Annotated in this window: 18 protein-coding genes; 13 read left to right on the plus strand and 5 right to left on the minus strand. The window is 42.9% G+C overall.

The window, feature by feature from the left end; translation table 11 throughout:
* Positions 1–50: 50 nt before the first annotated feature.
* From L3V25_RS05470 to L3V25_RS05485, 4 genes are read right to left on the minus strand one after another with little or no spacing between them, the layout of a single operon-like run.
* A complete protein-coding gene (locus L3V25_RS05470) occupies positions 51–266 on the minus strand; it encodes a YheU family protein (protein ID WP_089124935.1) in 216 nt (71 codons plus the stop codon).
* A gap of 26 nt (positions 267–292) precedes the next feature.
* Positions 293–1,276, minus strand: a complete 984-nt coding sequence (locus tag L3V25_RS05475; RefSeq protein ID WP_237294483.1) for a DUF3187 family protein — start codon at positions 1,274–1,276, stop codon at positions 293–295.
* Positions 1,277–1,290: 14 nt separating this feature from the next.
* A complete protein-coding gene (locus tag L3V25_RS05480) occupies positions 1,291–1,752 on the minus strand; it encodes a TIGR02444 family protein (protein WP_237294484.1) in 462 nt (153 codons plus the stop codon).
* Complete coding sequence (locus L3V25_RS05485) at positions 1,752–3,659, minus strand: ABC transporter ATP-binding protein (RefSeq protein WP_237294485.1); 1,908 nt, start codon at positions 3,657–3,659, stop codon at positions 1,752–1,754. The genes L3V25_RS05480 and L3V25_RS05485 overlap by 1 nt, the downstream gene beginning before the upstream one ends.
* 192 nt (positions 3,660–3,851) lie before the next feature.
* Between L3V25_RS05485 and kefG the strand changes: the two genes are divergently transcribed.
* From kefG to slyD, 4 genes are all read left to right on the plus strand, one after another.
* On the plus strand, positions 3,852–4,448 hold the full coding sequence (gene kefG, locus L3V25_RS05490) for a glutathione-regulated potassium-efflux system ancillary protein KefG (RefSeq protein WP_237294486.1): 597 nt from the start codon (positions 3,852–3,854) through the stop codon (positions 4,446–4,448).
* Between the two features lie 14 nt (positions 4,449–4,462).
* Entirely contained in the window at positions 4,463–6,253 is a 1,791-nt protein-coding gene (gene kefB, locus L3V25_RS05495) for a glutathione-regulated potassium-efflux system protein KefB (RefSeq protein WP_237294487.1), read from the plus strand.
* Between the two features lie 29 nt (positions 6,254–6,282).
* The gene (locus L3V25_RS05500) at positions 6,283–6,519 is read left to right on the plus strand and encodes a YheV family putative zinc ribbon protein (protein WP_237294488.1); all 237 of its coding nucleotides are present in this window, start codon (positions 6,283–6,285) and stop codon (positions 6,517–6,519) included.
* A 144-nt stretch (positions 6,520–6,663) separates the two neighbouring features.
* Entirely contained in the window at positions 6,664–7,230 is a 567-nt protein-coding gene (slyD, locus tag L3V25_RS05505; protein ID WP_237294489.1) for a peptidylprolyl isomerase, read from the plus strand.
* Between the two features lie 89 nt (positions 7,231–7,319).
* On the opposite strand, the gene L3V25_RS05510 is transcribed toward slyD, so the two are convergent.
* Positions 7,320–7,550, minus strand: a complete 231-nt coding sequence (locus tag L3V25_RS05510; RefSeq protein ID WP_237294490.1) for a SlyX family protein — start codon at positions 7,548–7,550, stop codon at positions 7,320–7,322.
* Between the two features lie 342 nt (positions 7,551–7,892).
* Between L3V25_RS05510 and fkpA the strand changes: the two genes are divergently transcribed.
* The 9 genes from fkpA (at position 7,893) to tuf (ending at position 15,429) form a co-directional block, all read left to right on the plus strand.
* Positions 7,893–8,690, plus strand: coding sequence for an FKBP-type peptidyl-prolyl cis-trans isomerase (gene fkpA, locus L3V25_RS05515; protein WP_237294491.1), 798 nt, complete (start codon positions 7,893–7,895; stop codon positions 8,688–8,690).
* Positions 8,691–8,895: 205 nt separating this feature from the next.
* A complete protein-coding gene (locus tag L3V25_RS05520; protein WP_089125045.1) occupies positions 8,896–9,618 on the plus strand; it encodes a transcriptional regulator in 723 nt (240 codons plus the stop codon).
* 29 nt (positions 9,619–9,647) lie between these two features.
* Complete coding sequence (gene tusD / locus L3V25_RS05525) at positions 9,648–10,034, plus strand: sulfurtransferase complex subunit TusD (RefSeq protein WP_237294964.1); 387 nt, start codon at positions 9,648–9,650, stop codon at positions 10,032–10,034.
* Positions 10,034–10,387: a sulfurtransferase complex subunit TusC gene (gene tusC, locus L3V25_RS05530; RefSeq protein WP_237294492.1), complete on the plus strand. Its 354-nt coding sequence runs from the start codon at positions 10,034–10,036 to the stop codon at positions 10,385–10,387. Before tusD ends, tusC begins: the two co-directional genes overlap by 1 nt.
* A 14-nt stretch (positions 10,388–10,401) precedes the next feature.
* A complete protein-coding gene (gene tusB / locus L3V25_RS05535) occupies positions 10,402–10,683 on the plus strand; it encodes a sulfurtransferase complex subunit TusB (RefSeq protein ID WP_237294493.1) in 282 nt (93 codons plus the stop codon).
* A 187-nt stretch (positions 10,684–10,870) separates the two neighbouring features.
* The gene (gene rpsL / locus L3V25_RS05540) at positions 10,871–11,245 is read left to right on the plus strand and encodes a 30S ribosomal protein S12 (protein WP_004399892.1); all 375 of its coding nucleotides are present in this window, start codon (positions 10,871–10,873) and stop codon (positions 11,243–11,245) included.
* Between the two features lie 113 nt (positions 11,246–11,358).
* Positions 11,359–11,829: a 30S ribosomal protein S7 gene (rpsG, locus tag L3V25_RS05545; RefSeq protein ID WP_045957025.1), complete on the plus strand. Its 471-nt coding sequence runs from the start codon at positions 11,359–11,361 to the stop codon at positions 11,827–11,829.
* Positions 11,830–11,997: 168 nt separating this feature from the next.
* Positions 11,998–14,094, plus strand: a complete 2,097-nt coding sequence (fusA, locus tag L3V25_RS05550; protein WP_237294494.1) for an elongation factor G — start codon at positions 11,998–12,000, stop codon at positions 14,092–14,094.
* Between the two features lie 150 nt (positions 14,095–14,244).
* Complete coding sequence (tuf, locus tag L3V25_RS05555; RefSeq protein ID WP_119297235.1) at positions 14,245–15,429, plus strand: elongation factor Tu; 1,185 nt, start codon at positions 14,245–14,247, stop codon at positions 15,427–15,429.
* The last annotated feature ends 476 nt before the right edge of the window (positions 15,430–15,905 follow it).

The following is a 15,905-nucleotide window of genomic DNA, read 5'->3' on the forward strand; positions in this document are numbered from 1 at the left end:
TGACAGTGTAGAGGAATGACTGGCAAGAATAAATAGGGGGCGTATTGAGCCTAATTCAATTCATTGATCGGTTTGATATCAACGCTTTCATGCAGCTCTGAAAAAACAATAGCCACACTGCCAGATTTTAGTTGTCCTTTGACTTGTTTTATCTTGGTCTCAAGTGAGGTTTCTTGCATACCGTAGTCGGTGCCCTCACGTAAGATAAACTCTTTTATGAGGTTCTCTAAGGTGTCGGGATCGATGTCTTGCCATGGAATGATCATTGATGTGGCCTTTAATTATTTGAATGCTAAAAACGTTGACGATAGCCAAGGGTCAGTGAGAAGTCAGCGGAATTATCGCTGTTGATGACATTTTCAGTAAAGGAGAACTCAACCGCTGCAAACCCTAAGTTATAACGATAACCGATAATCGGTTCAAAGCTAACCATGCTCAATTCATTCTCATCGTTATGAGTCGCGCCTTGTTGCATTCTAAATTCCGCTAAAATGGAATGTCGTTCATTGAATAGGTATTGATAGCTGATGCTACCATTGGTGGTGAATTCACGTAAGCTAAATAGATCAATACCATCGGTATCATGATGAACAAAGTTGACACTGGTATAAAAACGGTTGGCATCGGTTAAGTAAAACGAGTAGTTCAGTTGAATGGCTTGCTCAAAAGAAGATTGAGCGAAGTCACCATTAAATACCTTGTTGTAGTACAGCGCGCCCCCGAGTGATAGGGCTTGGCGTTTTGTCGAAAATACGGTTTTTTCAACATACAGGTTCAATGCATTATTTAATGTATCGCCCTGAAAGTCTTCCAGAGTACTGCCGTTTTTTTTGTTTTGAATGTAGAAACGGTCATTATCGACATCGTGTCGCCCGTTATCATCTAATCCGAGCGCATCATGAAACCCATTAACCAAACCATCAAGTTTGTTATTGCCGGCAAAGCGATATAAATAGTTAACGTCGACTTTCCAGTCATCGGCAGGGGCGTAGATAAAACCGACATTGACATCATTTTGGTAGTAGTCAGCGATGTAATCGGCTCCGTCAGCCCATACGCTGGATACTGTGCCTTGGCCATACACTTCAATCGTGCCTTTATTCCAACCAAAAGCATCACGGGTTTTCAGTGATAATCCCATCGCTTGAATGGGTGCTTGGGTTAAGGTTAATAGCGGTCCAAAGTCAGTATAATCTTCCGTGGTTGAGCTTGTCGCATGAGCTTGCAGTGCTAATAAACTGGATAGCATTAAGGTGGAATATTTTACCAGAGACATGGTTTTGGATGCCTTTACTTTTCAGTGTTATAAAAAACTTGAGATAACCGTTGAGCGCCAACTTTTTGACAATAGATATGGGTCATTGGTTGGCCTGTTCTTGGGGTTAAATCAAGCAGGTTAATACAATGCACCAAATCAGCTTGTTGCTGACGTTCTAATTGTAATTCAAATTGTAGCGATTCACGGTAAAGCGTATCCGGTAAATGAGGTTTCACTTTTCGTCGGTAGTCACGAAATTGTTGTAATAAGAGTTCGGTTCGCTCAATCGCACTATCTAATTGTAGCCACTGTTCTTCAGTTAGGCTTAACTCGTGTTCATCAAGCCATTTTAATAACAAGACTAGGTTGACCTTACCTTTATACCTATTTTGTAGCACTAGACAGGCTTCTTTAATTTCTCGCACACCATAATGCTGCAAACTAAATTGCCATAAGCGTTCGAAGGTTAAAGGTAAAGGTCTATATTGGCTCATTATTGATTAAGCGCTTCCAGTTCTTCTTGTAGTGCCATCCATTCCATTTCAACCTCTTCTAATTGAGATTTACTATTGGCTTGTAGCGTTAATACTTGGGTAAGTTTAGCCTTGTTTTCATCTTGGTAGAGTGACACATCGCCAAGTTGTTGTTCGGCATCGGCTAATTGCTCGCCTAGTTTGTCCATTTTCGTTTCGAGTTGTGTCAGCTTTTTGCGAATTGGTGCAGTTTGTTTGCGTAATTCAGCTTCTAGGCGTTTTTGTTCTTTACGTGCCGCGGCGCTATTTTGACTAGGCTCTGAGCTTGTCTCTGGCTGTGCATCTTTCTTATCTTGTTTTTGTTGCTCGGTCAGCCATTTGTAGTAATCCGCTAAGTCACCATCAAAAGGCACGACCTGTTTGGCATCGACAAGGTATAAATCGTCGGTGGTGGCACGCAGTAAGTAACGGTCGTGACTGACAATCACCATTGCCCCTTCAAAGGTTTGCAACGCCATAGTTAATGCTTGACGCATATCCAGATCAAGGTGGTTAGTCGGTTCATCGAGTAATAGTAAGTTCGGCTTTTGCCACACTACTAAGGCTAGAACGAGGCGAGCTTTTTCGCCACCAGAGAACGGTGCGACTTTATCGAGAGCTTTCTCGCCGACAAATCCAAAGCTACCTAGGTAGTCTCGTAATTGTTGTTCAGTATGATTCGGTGCAATTTGCATCATGTGTTGCAAAGGCGTTTCTTCAGGATGCAGAGTTTCTAATTGATGCTGAGCGAAGTAGCCGATTTTCACTCCTTGCGAGTAGGTTAAATCTCCGCTTTGTGGGGTGAGCTCGCCAGACAGCAATTTAATTAAGGTTGATTTACCTGCACCATTGCGACCTAGTAAGCCGATACGACTACCCGGGACGAGGTTTAAGCGAATGTGTTCTAGAATTAAGTTATCGCCGTAGCCTGCAGAGACTTGGTCCATCATCATGATTGGATTGGGCAGTGCGGCAGGCTCTCTAAATTCAAAGCTAAATGGGTTATCAAATTGCGCCGGCAAGACTTTCTCCATTTTCTCTAAGGCTTTAATTCGGCTTTGTGCCTGACGCGCTTTAGATGCTTTGTAACGGAAGCGGTCAATATAGCTTTGCATGTGCGACATTTGCTTTTGCTGCTTGGTATACATGGCTTGTTGCTGCATTAACTTTTGTGCACGCTGGGTTTCAAATGACGAGTAGTTGCCGGTGTATTCGTTGAGCAACTGGTTTTCCACATGAATGATGCGTCCTACGATAGGGTCGAGGAAATCACGGTCATGCGAGATTAAGATTAAGGTGCCAGGGTAGTTCTGTAGCCATTTTTCAAGCCAAAGTACTGCATCGAGATCTAAGTGGTTGGTTGGTTCATCGAGTAGTAATAAATCGGAACGACACAATAGAGCTTGAGCAAGGTTTAAACGCATACGCCAACCACCAGAGAACTGGGTGAGGTTCCATTGCATTTGATCTTGGCTAAAGCCTAAACCGTTTAATAATTCTGCGGCGCGGGATTTAATAGTGTAGCCACCAACGGTTTCTAACTTGCCGTGTAATTCCGCCACAAGGGTGCCATTGTCGGCTTGTTCTGCCGCGGCGAGATCTTGCTCTAATTGACGATATTCACGGTCGCCATCAATCACATACTCTAAAGCGGCGCGTTCTAGTGCTGGTGTTTCTTGAGCAACCCAAGCTAGTTCCCAATGGGCTGGCATTTGAAAGTTACCCGCATCAATTGATAATTCATTTTTCAGTAAGGCGAATAGCGTGGATTTACCACAACCATTTTTACCGACTAGGCCAACTTTATCGCCCGGGTGAATGGTCGCTGAAGCTTGTTCTAAAAGTGGTTTACCACCACGCAGCAATTGAATATCTGAAAATGTAATCATAGGAGTCTTATTTTAGGCATGAAAATGAGAAAATGCAGCGGCTTGAATATTAGGCGTTTCAAGGATAAATGTCGATTATTATACGATTTACGATATGATGATTAACAATCTTTGTCACAAAGACCTTAGGTGGTGAAAAGTGACAAAAGCGTGCACCTTTTGGTGTTAATAAAGGAATGTCAGGGGGCAAGGATGTCAGACATAAGCCAACATACTACTACATCCATCAACGATGACGAGCAAAGCATACAACAACCTCGCGTGCTGGTCATTTATGCGCATCCCGATCCTGATAATTCGATCGCCAACCAAGTTTTACTCAAAGCTGCGCAAGGGCTACCTCATGTGACGGTACACGATCTGTATGCCCATTATCCCGACTTTTTTATTGATGTTGCCGCAGAGCACAGATTGTTACTTGAACATGATGTGATTGTCTTTCAGCACCCCTTGTTTATGTATTCTTGCCCAGCTTTGATGAAAGAGTGGATGGATACGGTACTCGGCAAAGGCTTCGCATTCGGAAAAGGTCGCGCACTTAAAGATAAACACTGGCGGAGTGTGGTGACGACGGGTGGCTCTAAAGAAGCTTTCTCGGCTCATGGTTATAACCAATATCCTTTGGAACAAATTTTGCAGCCTTTTGAGTTGACCGCCAAGCTATGTCAAATGCATTGGCTTGAGCCTTTGGTTTTATATTGGGCAAGGAATGTTGAGCAAGCGGTACGCATTGAGCATGCACAGGCTTACCGCTCTTGGTTATTGCACCCACTTGAAAGTAGTAAATAGTACAGGGAAGAATTATGGCATCGACAATTGATTTTTTAGAAAGTGGCGTAGTGTTTCTAGCCGCTGCTGTGGTTGCTGTCCCTTTAGCGCAACGTTTAGGTTTAGGCTCAGTATTAGGCTATTTGCTGGCGGGTATTGTGATTGGCCCATGGGGGCTTGGCCTGATTAGCGACGTGGATAGCGTGATGCACTTTTCCGAACTCGGAGTGGTGTTATTGCTGTTTTTGATTGGTCTTGAGCTAAACCCCAAAAAACTCTGGCAAATGCGCATGCCGATTCTAGGTTTAGGTGGCGCGCAGGTGGTAGTGACAACCCTAGTGATTTCGATGATCGCCAATGCTTTTGGTGTGAGTTGGCAAAATAGCTTAGTGATCGGCATGGGGTTAGCGCTTTCTTCGACCGCAATCGCATTACGGGTTATTGAAGAACAAGGGTTAGCAGGAACGGAAACCGGGCAGTCTGGTTTTTCAGTGTTGCTTTTCCAAGATATTGCGGTCATTCCAATGCTGGCGGTATTACCATTATTAGCCGGTAATGTCGGCGGCGACTGGTTAGATGCGGTTTGGATGATTGGTGGGGTAGTCGGCTTATTAGTCGGTGGTCACTATCTATTACGACCAATTTTCCGCTATGTGGTGATGAGCCGAGTTCGCGAGTTATTTACGGTAGCAGCCTTGCTATTGGTGATTGGTATTTCGGTGATCATGCAGCAGCTTGGTTTATCTATGGCATTAGGCACATTCTTGGCCGGCGTGTTATTGGCAGAAAGTGAATATCGCCATGAATTAGAAAGTGCCATTGAACCATTTAAAGGGCTGTTGCTTGGCTTGTTCTTTATGTCGGTGGGCATGGCGGTTAACCTTGAACTGCTAACGCTTTATCCGATTAAAATTCTGGCCGCAGTAGTGGCATTGGTATCGATTAAAGGTTTTATTCTTTATCTACTCGCTCGTCTTATGGGCACTCGGGCAAAAGCACGTAGTCGTATGGCGGCAATTTTAAGCCAGGGCGGTGAGTTTGCTTTCGTCTTATTTACCGCTGCAAAAGGTCACGGCTTGCTCGGAGTGGAGATGAGCTCGTTTCTGCTAGTAGTAGTGAGCTTATCTATGATGACCACACCTTTGATATTACTTGCTCAGCAAAAATGGTTTGACCGCACCATTAACGTTAGCGATAACATGCAATCGGATGTGGTAGATGAAGAGCCGAAAGTCATCATTGCTGGCTTCGGGCGTTTTGGCCAAGTGGTAGGGCGTTTATTGTATGCCAATAAGATCCGTATCACGGTATTAGAAAGTGATGCCAGCCAAATTCAACTTTTACGTAAATTTGGCTACAAAGTGTATTACGGTGACGCCACTCAGCTTGATTTGTTGCGAGCCGCTGGCGCTGAAAAAGCCAAAGCCATCGCCATTTGTACCGATTCGCCGGATGAAGTATTAAAGATCGCGGAGTTGTGTAAACAGCATTTTCCGCATTTAAAAATTCTTGCGCGTGCACGTAGTCGGGTTGAGGCTTACCAATTGATGAATATTGGTGTGACATTATTTTCGCGCGAAACTTTCTTAGGCGCTCTTGATTTAGGACGACAAGTGTTAACTCAATTGGGCATGCACCCTTATCAAGCCAAGCGTGCAGAAGCGCATTTTAGAAAACTCGATACCACGATGCTAAAAGAGTTATTGCCTTTGCATATGGAAGATAAAGATATGGGTATTCGAGCTAAAGAAGCGCGCAAAGAGCTAGAAGAGATTTTTGACCGAGAGATGGAAAGCGATCGTCAGACTCAACAGCACTGGGACTAGCTCAACTCAAGTTATCAAATAGGATAGGTATGAAAACCAAGAAGAGATTTATTGCTGGCGCTAACTGCCCAAACTGCAAACAAAGCGATAGTTTACGAGTATGGGAAGAAAACCAAATTGAAGTGGTTGAGTGTGTGGAATGTGATTATGTGGAACAAAAGACACCACAAGCGGTAGAAACCAGTTCGGCTAACACTAGCTCCAATTCACCTAGTACCAGTTTGCCTAGTTCAGAACAATTAATTGGTATTTTTAAGCCAGAATAATGTTTGCTAAGCGCAAGATATTCATCAGGTTTGTAAAATAATCCTGGATTAGCGATTGAAATCTGTCTGGCTTATCCCCATTATCTTGCACATAGAGATTAAGTGCTCACACATTCTCACGCTTAATCTGAATTTGGAGCGAATATGAAAATTGAAAAGAACGTTGTTGTTAGCTTGGCATACCAAGTGAAAGTAGAAGACGGTGTAGTAGTAGACCAATCAACGGTTGAAGCGCCACTAGACTACCTACACGGTCACAACAACCTAATTACAGGTCTAGAAAAAGAGCTAGAAGGTAAAGTTGCTGGTGATAAATTCTCTACAACTATTGCTCCAGAAGACGCTTACGGTGAGCACAACGAAGGTCTAGTTCAACGTGTTCCTGCTAACGTATTCCACGGTGTAGATGAAATCGAAGTGGGCATGCGTTTCCTAGCGGATACCGACCAAGGTCAGATCCCAGTAGAAATCACAGAAGTTGATGGCGATGAAGTTGTGGTTGACGGTAACCACATGCTTGCAGGTCAAACATTAACGTTTGATGTTGAAGTTGTTGCAGTACGTGAAGCAACAGAAGAAGAAGTGGCTCACGGCCATGTACATCAAGCGGGTGGTCATCACCACGATCACGATGGCGACTGCTGTGGCCATGATCATGAAGAGAAAAAAGAAGGTTGTGATGGAAATGGCGGCTGTGGCTGCTCTCACTAATCTTTAAAAAAAACGCCAGCGTCTAACGTTGGCGTTTTTGATTATAGAAAGCAATTTTTTCTAGAAACAAATAAAAACAACAATGTGAATTAGTAATGCGGCGGTGGTGTTTCTTCCGATGCATCGGCCAAGTTTGAAGCATCCAAGTTTTTGACTTTTCCGACGACAAATTTCATTTGATCTTGCATGCGAGTAATCAACAATTGCTGTTGGCTCAAAGCATCGTTAAGTTCATTGATGGTTTGTTCTTGGAAAGCGACCTGACACTCGAGATCATCAATTCGTTGTTTTAATTCGTTTTCAAGATTATCTGAATGCATTTTATTCACTGTTAAGTTATTAAATCGACTGTACCCAAATTATACCTGAAAGATGTCACACTGTAGATCATTGATTGAGCCGTGGTATCGCGTAAATAATGTCACTTAAGTCGTGTTTTATTGAAACACAAAGTAATAAGCGGATTATTTTTATGGGTTAAGGCGGAACTTTGCTAAAAAAATACGGTCAGTTAACAATAGCTTAAATTAAGCACGTGATAGTGTTAATGTAGATCAATCGCACCTAGAGTGACTAGATATAGAACTCGAACGTTCTAACACATTGATAGAATAAATTTTTATACATCATAACGATGGTTTTCCATCATGCTGGAGAAGTTAATGAAACCGATTTTTAAAGTATCGTTGCTTGCAGCCACTGTTCTACTTGCAGTAGGTTGTCAGAAAGAAGAATCAAAAGATGCACAAACAACAGCAAAAGCTGAGCAGACACAATCTGCAGCTGCATCAACACTGTATAAAACTGATGATGAGAAAGCGGCATACGCAATCGGTGTTTCTTTTGCTAACTACCTAAATACTAGCATTGAGAAACCAGCAGAAATCGGTATCAACCTAGATAAAGATATCGTCTTAAAAGGTATCGAAGACGTATTTGCTCAAAAAGCAGGTATGACAGAAGAAGAAACGCATCAAGCACTACAAGCGCTAGATAAACGTGTTTCTGAAAAGATGCAAGCGCAAGCCGCTGAGAAATCTGCTGCAGCTAAAAAAGCGGGTGATGATTTCCGTGCAGAGTTCGCGAAAGAAGATGGCGTGAAGAAAACTGAATCAGGCATTCTTTACAAAGTTGAAAAAGAAGGCGAAGGCATTTCACCAAAAGCAACTGATACTGTAGTAGTGAACTACGAAGGTACTTTGGTTGACGGCACTAAGTTTGACAGCTCATACGATCGTAAAGAGCCTGCAACTTTCCCTCTTAACCGTGTTATCCCAGGTTGGACTGAATCAGTACAGCTAATGAAAGTGGGTTCTAAATATAAAGTTGTGATCCCGCCAGAGCTTGCTTACGGTGAGCAAGACACACCAACCATTCCTGCTAACTCAACATTAGTGTTTGAAATTGAGTTAATGTCAGTGAAATCAGCGGAAGCACCAGAGGCACCTGCTGCAAATTAATTGAACTAGATAGTTTAATTGAGGCTCATCAATACGATGGGCCTTTTTTTGTTTTGAACGTTTGAAAATACGCCCCATAATTTGTTCTAAATCATCATATTGAAGTTAGAGCCGTGCCTCTTTCAAATTTTCTGATAAACTTACGTTAATTTGTTTAATTGTTCGACAGTTTTAATAACGATTTTCTATCGGAGTAGAGGTGAGTGTGAGTCAGTCTGAAGTGGTACATTCGGAAGCATTGTTAGAAATGGAATCTGTCCATGTTATGCCCTTTACAGAGCACGATAAGATCATTTTGCATTCTTATGAAGCGGTAGTCGATGGTCTTGCTAGCTTGATCGGTAACTATTGTGAAATCGTGTTGCACTCGTTAGAGGACTTGAATACCTCGGCAGTAAAAATTGCTAATGGTGAAAATACCGGTCGTCAAGTCGGGTCTCCGATTACGGATCTAGCGTTAAAAATGCTAAAAGATATCGAAGGTTCGCAGCGTAATTTCTCTCGCTCTTACTTTACCCGTGCCAAAGGCGGTGTATTGATGAAGTCGATCACCATTGCGATCCGTAATGGTGAGCAGCGAGTGATTGGATTACTGTGTATCAATATCAATTTAGATGCGCCATTTTCTCAAGTGTTACACGCCTTTATGCCTACCGCAGAAGCTGAAGAAGCGGCTTCATCGGTTAACTTTGCTAGTGATGTTGAAGAGCTGGTGGATCAAACGGTTGAGCGCACTATTGAAGAAATCAATGCTGATAAGTCGGTATCAAACAATACCAAAAACCGCCAAATCGTGATGGATCTTTATGATAAAGGGATCTTCGATATCAAAGATGCGATCAATCGGGTAGCCGATCGTTTAAATATTTCGAAACACACGGTTTATTTATATATTCGCCAGCGCAAAATTGAGGACGGCGAAAAGTGAGTCAAGGTTTATCCTCGCCAGAAAAAGTGCTGACTTATAGTTTGTTAGTGAATGGCTCGGTCTATGGTAGTCAATCTGCGCTTAATGCTTATCAGTTTGCTTGCGCTTTGATTGAAAGAGGGCACCAGTTAGTCAGTGTGTTTTTCTATCAAGATGGGGTTCATAATGCTTCTAGCTTGGTTGTGCCTGCGAATGATGAATTTGATCTAGTCAAAGCTTGGCAGCAATTGAGTGAACAGCATGAGGTGCGTTTGGAGTCTTGTGTTGCAGCTTCATTGCGCCGCGGCATTCTAGATAGTAATGAAGCCGAAACGCATGAGCGAGATAGCAGTAATGTGGCTCAAGGTTTTGAATTGGCTGGACTAGGTGGGCTTGCTGAAGCCATGTTAGTACAAGATAGGGTGGTACAGTTTTAATGCGCTTAGGTTTTGTATTTCGCTCTCACCCTCATACGAGCGCAAAAGGCAGAGAAGGGCTGGATGCATTGTTAGCCGCTTCGGCTTACTGTGAAGATATTGATGTGTTTTTTATCGGCGCAGGGGTGACGCAGTTGCTTCCAGCGCAACAGCCGGAAAGCATTTTGTCTAGAGATCATATTTCAGCTTTTAAATTGTTGGATTTATACGAGATTGATAACATTTATACCTGCCAATCATCATTAAATGACTACCACATAAACTCAGACGACTTGCTGATTGAAAATAGCGCATTAAGCCAAGCTGAAATGGTAGAAAAACTCCAACAGTGCCAAAAGGTCCTGACATTTTAATAGGGCAAATAGACATGCTACATATTATAAAGAGCCAATCAGGACTGACAGATGCGATCAATTTGATCCAACCTGATGATGCTGTATTAATCGTTGAAGATGCTGTTTATGCTCTTTTTCGCCAATCAAGTCCATTAATTGGATTGAAAGATCAAAAAGATCGTTGCTGGGTGTTACAAGAGGATCTTGCGGCGCGTGGTTTGGTTGATTCAGCAAGTGTTTATGCTCAGTTAACTGATTTTAAAGGCTTTGTTTATCTTACCGAACAGCACACTCAATCAATAACTTGGGATTAATCTCAGTATTATTGACACTTTTCTTATTGCCAGAGAAAAAAACTCGGCAGCACGATTGTATATTTCTTGACACATCCCCCCTTGATGAATAAAATTTCGCGTCCTTATTTCTCGCTACATGCAAATGTTGCTTGGAATTAGGATTAGATTTTTCACAAGCTTATTTTCGTAAATCAGGAGCTATTTAATGGCAACTATTAACCAGTTGGTACGCAAGCCACGTGCAAAGCAAGTTGTTAAAAGCAACGTGCCTGCGCTAGAAGCGTGTCCACAAAAACGTGGTGTATGTACTCGCGTATATACTACTACTCCTAAGAAACCGAACTCAGCATTACGTAAAGTATGTCGTGTTCGTTTAACTAACGGCTTTGAAGTTACTTCATACATCGGCGGTGAAGGTCACAACCTTCAAGAGCACAGCGTTGTTCTAATCCGTGGTGGTCGTGTTAAAGATTTACCAGGTGTGCGTTACCACACCGTTCGCGGCGCTCTTGACTGTGCTGGCGTAAACGACCGTAAACAAGGTCGTTCTAAGTATGGTGTTAAACGTCCTAAGTCTTAATAGCTTTCTGTTTTAACAGAAAAGCGTTAAGTAAGGCCAAACACTAAAATTATATAATTTTGATGAAACTGAAAAGTTTTGGATAACCTGAAGAAGACAACGGAGAAACATCCATGCCACGTCGTCGCGTAATAGGCCAGCGTAAGATCCTTCCAGATCCTAAATTCAAATCTGAATTGCTGGCGAAATTTGTAAACATCCTTATGGTTGATGGTAAGAAATCAACTGCTGAAAAAATTGTTTACACTGCACTAGATACTATGGCTGAGAAATCTGGTAAAGATCACTTAGCTGTATTTGAAGAAGCTCTTGAAAATGTTCGTCCAGCGGTAGAAGTTAAATCTCGCCGTGTGGGTGGTTCAACTTACCAAGTACCTGTAGAAGTTCGTCCGGTTCGCCGTAACGCTCTTGCTATGCGTTGGTTGGTTGAAGCTGCGCGTAAGCGTGGTGAAAAATCTATGGCACAACGTCTTGCAGCTGAAATGCTAGACGCGTCAGAAAACAAAGGTACTGCTGTTAAGAAACGTGAAGACGTTCACCGTATGGCAGACGCGAACAAAGCGTTCGCACATTACCGCTGGTAATGTCTTTATAGTACTGCAAGGTTCCTTGCAGTACTTCTTTAGTTCCTATGCTTATGCTAGGAACTATTGTTATATCTAGAGCAAGAAAATATTAGTAAAGCAACGCTTTAACCGATATCTAAACTAGATATAGCAATAGTCCCTAAGTCTCTAATAAGAGGATTCACCGTGGCTCGTAAAACTCCTATTGAGCGCTACCGTAATATCGGTATCTGTGCGCATGTTGATGCAGGAAAAACAACCACAACTGAGCGTATTCTGTTCTACACAGGCCTTTCTCATAAAATTGGCGAAGTTCACGATGGTGCAGCAACCATGGACTGGATGGAGCAAGAACAAGAACGCGGCATTACGATCACTTCAGCAGCAACTACGACGTTTTGGCGTGGTATGGAAGCTCAGTTTGCAGATCACCGTATCAATATTATCGACACCCCTGGACACGTTGACTTTACAATTGAAGTGGAACGTTCTCTACGTGTACTTGATGGTGCGGTTGTTGTGTTCTGTGGCTCATCTGGTGTTGAACCCCAGTCAGAGACAGTATGGCGTCAAGCGGACAAATATCACGTACCTCGTTTGGTATTCGTGAATAAAATGGACCGTACAGGCGCAGACTTCTTGCGTGTAGTTGAACAGATCAAAGATCGTCTAGGCGCAACGCCTGTTCCTATTCAATTGAATATTGGTGCTGAAGAAAACTTCAAAGGCGTTGTTGATCTTATTAAGATGAAAGCTCTTAACTGGAATGACGCTGACCAAGGCATGACTTTCACGTACGAAGATATTCCAGCAGATATGCAAGAAATTGCCGAAGAATATCGTACAGAACTTGTTGAAGCGGCAGCAGAAGCAAATGAAGAGCTAATGGATAAGTACCTTGAAGAAGGTGAACTGACAGAAGCTGAAATCAAACAAGGTCTTCGTACTCGTACCCTTAATAATGAAATAGTATTAGCGACTTGCGGTAGTGCATTTAAAAATAAAGGTGTACAAGCTGTTTTAGATGCGGTGGTTGACTTCCTTCCTTCTCCAATCGATGTTCCTGCAATTAAAGGTATCGATGAAGACGAAAATGAAGTAGAGCGCCACGCAGACGACAATGAACCGTTCTCAGCGCTAGCATTTAAGGTTGCAACAGACCCATTTGTTGGTACTTTAACTTTCATCCGTGTTTACTCAGGGATTGTTGAAAGCGGTAAAACGGCTTACAACTCTGTGAAAAAACAACGTGAACGCTTAGGTCGCATTGTTCAAATGCATTCAAATAAGCGTGAAGAAGTGAAAGAAGTACGAGCGGGTGATATTGCAGCCATCATTGGTCTTAAAGATGTGACGACAGGTGAAACACTGTGTGACCAGAACCATAAAATTGTTCTTGAACGCATGGAGTTTCCAGATCCAGTTATTCAGATCGTTGTAGAGCCAAGCTCTCAAGCTGATCAAGATAAGATGACTATCGCTCTCGGTAAACTAGCAGCGGAAGACCCATCATTTCGCGTTGATATGGATGCGGAAACTGGCCAGACTCTGATTTCAGGTATGGGCGAACTACACTTAGATATCATCGTTGATCGTATGAAGCGTGAATTTAACGTGAATTGCAACGTTGGTAATCCACAAGTAGCTTACCGTGAAACAATTCGTGGTACGGCGAAAGCGGAAGGTAAATTTATCCGTGAGTACGGTGGTAAGGGGCAATACGGTCACGTATGGCTGAAACTTGAACCATCAGAACCTGGCGAAGGCTTTGTCTTCGTAGATGAAATTGCCAATGGTATTGTGCCGAAAGAGTTTGTCACTTCAATCGCGAAAGGGGTTGAAGAGCAGATGAATAATGGTGTACTTGCTGGCTATCCTGTTTTGGATGTCAAAGCTACACTATTTGATGGTTCTTACCATGAAACAGATTCAAGTGAGATGGCGTTTACAATCGCCGCCTCGATGGCTTTCAAAACGGGTGCACTTCAAGCGCAACCTGTTTTGCTTGAGCCTATGATGAAAGTTGAAGTAACTACTCCAGAAGACTGGATGGGTGACGTCGTTGGCGATATTAACCGTCGTCGAGGCATCATTGAAGGTATGGACGAGGGGACAGCTGGCCTGAAGATAATTCGTGCACAAGTTCCGTTGTCCGTCATGTTCGGTTACGCAACTGATTTACGTTCTGCGACACAAGGTCGTGCTTCTTACTCCATGGAGTTTAGTGAGTACGCTGAAGTGCCTAACAATGTTGCAAAAGCAATCATTGCAGAACGCGGTTAAGGTTGATTTGGCGATGAGTTTAATCACTGATCGCCTTATTAAACAATGAATCTATTGCGTTGATGAAAATTGACGCATAAAATAGCAAATTCTGGCGCGTTTTGACGCAAACTTTGTCAAAGCGAATCATAACTAGGAAGGAACACGATTGTGTCTAAAGAAAAATTTGAACGTACGAAACCGCACGTAAACGTTGGTACTATCGGCCACGTTGACCACGGTAAAACAACTCTTACTGCTGCTATCTGTACTACACTTGCAAAAGTGTACGGCGGTGTAGCTAAAGACTTCGCATCTATCGATAACGCTCCAGAAGAGCGCGAGCGTGGTATCACAATCGCAACTTCTCACGTTGAGTACGATACTCCAGCACGTCACTACGCACACGTAGACTGCCCAGGACACGCCGATTATGTTAAAAACATGATCACTGGTGCTGCGCAAATGGACGGCGGTATCCTAGTAGTAGCTGCGACTGATGGTCCAATGCCACAAACACGTGAGCACATCCTACTTGGTCGTCAGGTTGGTATCCCTTACATCATCGTATTCATGAACAAATGTGACATGGTTGATGATGAAGAGCTTCTAGAGCTAGTAGAAATGGAAGTTCGTGAACTTCTTTCTGAGTACGACTTCCCAGGTGATGATCTACCAGTAATTCAAGGTTCAGCTCTTGGCGCACTAAACGGCGAGAAAGAGTGGGAAGACAAAATCGTTGAGCTTGCAGAAGCACTAGATTCTTACATTCCTGAGCCAGAGCGTGCAGTAGACCAACCGTTCCTACTACCAATTGAAGACGTATTCTCAATTCAAGGTCGTGGTACTGTTGTAACTGGTCGTATCGAGCGCGGTATCCTACGCGTAGGTGACGAAGTAGAAATCGTTGGTATCAAAGACACTACAGTAACGACATGTACTGGTGTTGAAATGTTCCGTAAACTGCTTGACGAAGGTCGTGCAGGTGAGAACGTTGGTGCACTTCTACGTGGTACTAAGCGTGATGACGTTGAACGTGGTCAAGTATTGGCTGCTAAAGGTTCAATCAACCCACACACAACTTTCGAATCAGAAGTATACGTACTTTCGAAAGATGAAGGTGGTCGTCACACTCCATTCTTCAAAGGTTATCGTCCACAGTTCTACTTCCGTACAACTGACGTAACTGGCGACATTCAACTACCTGAAGGTGTTGAAATGGTAATGCCTGGTGATAACGTACAAATGACAGTTACTCTAATCGCACCAATCGCGATGGACGAAGGTCTACGTTTCGCTATCCGTGAAGGTGGCCGTACAGTTGGTGCTGGTGTTGTAGCGAAAATCATCGCTTAATATCAGACTCAAATCTGTATGAAAAAGGGGGAGCTTCGGCTTCCCTTTTTGTTGCCTACTGTAAAATGAAGAAATAAAATCATCTCGTATCTCGTATCTCGTATCTCGTATCTCGTATCTCGTATCTCGTATCTCGTATTATCTTTTTGCGATTAATTTTCGAACACCACTTGCATCCCATTATGTGATCTGTATAATGCACGGCTCTGGTTTAGCCAGTTGTGAACCAATGAGCAGCGAGGATTCGCGTTAGCACTCTTAATTCTTCAGGAATTATTCGGTGACTAGCCATAATGTATACTCAGCTTATGTTCGCAGTTAATAAAATTAGTCGTCTAGTTATCTAGAAATAGTTAAATAGTTTCTGATGAAATTAACTGACAATGTACCCAATAAGGGCACTACGGTTTCACATAAATCAATCGGCATTCCTGCGAATTTACGCAGTTGAGTGGCGATATTGTTTGTGTAATTAA

The sequence above is a fragment of the Vibrio sp. CK2-1 genome (genome assembly GCF_021726515.1).
GTDB lineage: Bacteria > Pseudomonadota > Gammaproteobacteria > Enterobacterales > Vibrionaceae > Vibrio.

What these genes read in the sequence shown, in the direction of transcription:
- rpsL (WP_004399892.1), top strand. Translation starts at nt 10,871, where the DNA reads ATGGCAACTATTAACCAGTTGGTACGCAAGCCACGTGCAAAGCAAGTT.
- L3V25_RS05500 (WP_237294488.1), top strand. Translation starts at nt 6,283, where the DNA reads ATGAAAACCAAGAAGAGATTTATTGCTGGCGCTAACTGCCCAAACTGC.
- tusC (WP_237294492.1), top strand. Translation starts at nt 10,034, where the DNA reads ATGCGCTTAGGTTTTGTATTTCGCTCTCACCCTCATACGAGCGCAAAA.
- fkpA (WP_237294491.1), top strand. Translation starts at nt 7,893, where the DNA reads ATGAAACCGATTTTTAAAGTATCGTTGCTTGCAGCCACTGTTCTACTT.
- slyD (WP_237294489.1), top strand. Translation starts at nt 6,664, where the DNA reads ATGAAAATTGAAAAGAACGTTGTTGTTAGCTTGGCATACCAAGTGAAA.
- kefB (WP_237294487.1), top strand. Translation starts at nt 4,463, where the DNA reads ATGGCATCGACAATTGATTTTTTAGAAAGTGGCGTAGTGTTTCTAGCC.
- L3V25_RS05485 (WP_237294485.1), bottom strand. Translation starts at nt 3,659, where the DNA reads ATGATTACATTTTCAGATATTCAATTGCTGCGTGGTGGTAAACCACTT.
- L3V25_RS05475 (WP_237294483.1), bottom strand. Translation starts at nt 1,276, where the DNA reads ATGTCTCTGGTAAAATATTCCACCTTAATGCTATCCAGTTTATTAGCA.
- L3V25_RS05510 (WP_237294490.1), bottom strand. Translation starts at nt 7,550, where the DNA reads ATGCATTCAGATAATCTTGAAAACGAATTAAAACAACGAATTGATGAT.
- tusB (WP_237294493.1), top strand. Translation starts at nt 10,402, where the DNA reads ATGCTACATATTATAAAGAGCCAATCAGGACTGACAGATGCGATCAAT.
- L3V25_RS05470 (WP_089124935.1), bottom strand. Translation starts at nt 266, where the DNA reads ATGATCATTCCATGGCAAGACATCGATCCCGACACCTTAGAGAACCTC.
- kefG (WP_237294486.1), top strand. Translation starts at nt 3,852, where the DNA reads ATGTCAGACATAAGCCAACATACTACTACATCCATCAACGATGACGAG.
- rpsG (WP_045957025.1), top strand. Translation starts at nt 11,359, where the DNA reads ATGCCACGTCGTCGCGTAATAGGCCAGCGTAAGATCCTTCCAGATCCT.
- L3V25_RS05480 (WP_237294484.1), bottom strand. Translation starts at nt 1,752, where the DNA reads ATGAGCCAATATAGACCTTTACCTTTAACCTTCGAACGCTTATGGCAA.